Below are 1,780 nucleotides of genomic sequence, written 5' to 3' on the forward strand. Positions count from 1 at the left end.
CCTCCGCTTCCGCCACCTCCCCTGGACCAACCACGGCGTGGGCCCCGACCGCTGCGACGAGCGGATCGGGCGCTTCTGCCTGTGGCACGGGGACGACTCGGGACCGGAGTGGGTGCCGCCGCCCGAGGCGGACGCGGTGCGCGAGGGGCGCGACGTGCTGATCGCGCGGCTGGGGGAGGCGTCCACGCTGTACCCCGGCGACGAGTGGGTGGCGGGGCAGCGCGTGCGCTACCTGGTGGAGGCGGGCCGGACGGACGAGGCCGCCGCCGCCGCGCGGGAGTGCCGGGGCGGGTGGTGGTGCACCGCGCTGGAGGGGTTCGCGCTGCACGCCGCGGGGCGGACCACCGGGGCGGACTCCGCCTACGGCGCCGCGCTGGAGGCCATGCCCCCGGAGGTGCGGCAGGAGTGGACCGACCTGAGCCCGCTCCTCTCGGACCGCGACTGGCGCGCCTTCCGCCGGCTGAAGGAGGGGATGCCGGACGCGGAGGCGCGCTTCTGGTGGCTGGCGGATCCCTTCTGGGCGTTTCCCGGGAACGACCTGCGGACCGAGCACCTGTCCCGCAACCTCGTGGACCGCCTCCAGGACCGGGCCAAATCGGCCGAGGGGATCTCCTGGGGGAGCGACCTGCGCGAGATCCTGCTGCGCTTCGGACAGCCGGTCGGGTGGGAGCGCATCCGGTCCAACCGCCCCGTCCTCCTGCAGGAGCGTGCGTCCGTCGTGACCCACTACGCTCCGCGGAGCTGGAGCTTCCTTCCCCCCGTGCGCTTCCTGGACGCCCCGGCGGAGATCGGCGACGACGACTGGTCGCTGGACGACCCGGACGCCCGCGCGCAGTACGCCCCCGCGCTCGCCGAGAACGTGGAGGAGCTGGAGCACCAGGTGGCGCGGTTCCCCCGCGGCGATTCGGTGCTGGTGGTGGCGGCGTTCGCCATGAAGGCCGACAGCGTCCCGCCGGAGGCGGTCACGGAGGCCGCCCTGGTCCTGGCGACCGACCACCGGACGGAGCCCCTCATCGCGCGGGAGACGGTACGGGGAGCGCGGGGGGTGGTGAGCGGGACCGTCGCGCCGGGCGCGCGGATCATGAGCCTGGAAACGGTGAGCCCGCAGGCGAAGCGGGCGGGGCGCGCGCGCTACGGCCTGTCGCTCCCGGCGCCCGCGGGCGGCGTGGCCGTCTCCGACATCCTGCTCCTGCAGAGCCCCGACCCCCTCCCCGCGGAGCTGGAGGAGGCGATCCCGCAGGCGCGCGGCTCCACGCGCGTCCGGGCCGGAGAGTCGCTGGGGCTCTTCTGGGAGGTGTCCGGGCTGCCGGAGCGGCCGGACACGGTGGGGGTCTCGGTGAGCCTGCAGCGCGGCTCCCGGGGGTGGGGGCGGCGCCTCGCGGAGCGGCTGGGGCTGGTGGGGGAGGACACCCCCATCCACGTGCAGTGGGACGAGGAGACGCCGGGCGGGCCGACCCTGGCCCGCACCCTGGTGCTCGCCATCCCGGAGGCGGCGGCGGGCGAGTACACGCTGGAGCTGTCGGTGGTCCCGCGCGAGGGAGAGCCGGCCACGACGCGGAGGAGGCTGCAGGTGGAGCGCTGAGCCGGGTCCCAGGGCGTCCTTGCGCCCTTCTCGTCTGCGCAGCATATTCGTTGCGCAACCCGCACCAGGAGAGGGCGCATGAGCGACGAGGAGCGCCGGGAAGAGAGGGAGCAGGAGCCGGGGCCTGCCGGGAGCGACCGCGTGGCGGAGACCCGCGCGTCGTATGCGGCGCGCCGGCCCGCGCGCCCGGCGCAGCGC

Annotated in this window: 1 protein-coding gene; it reads left to right on the forward strand. The window is 76.1% G+C overall.

Annotated features, from left to right (window positions below; translation table 11 throughout):
* Positions 1–1,582: hypothetical protein (locus tag VGR37_07525; GenBank protein ID HEV2147237.1), on the forward strand; the 1,582-nt coding region annotated here is incomplete at its 5' end.
* Between the last annotated feature and the right edge of the window lie 198 nt (positions 1,583–1,780).

This window comes from Longimicrobiaceae bacterium (assembly GCA_035936415.1).
Classification (GTDB): Bacteria; Gemmatimonadota; Gemmatimonadetes; order Longimicrobiales; family Longimicrobiaceae; genus JAFAYN01.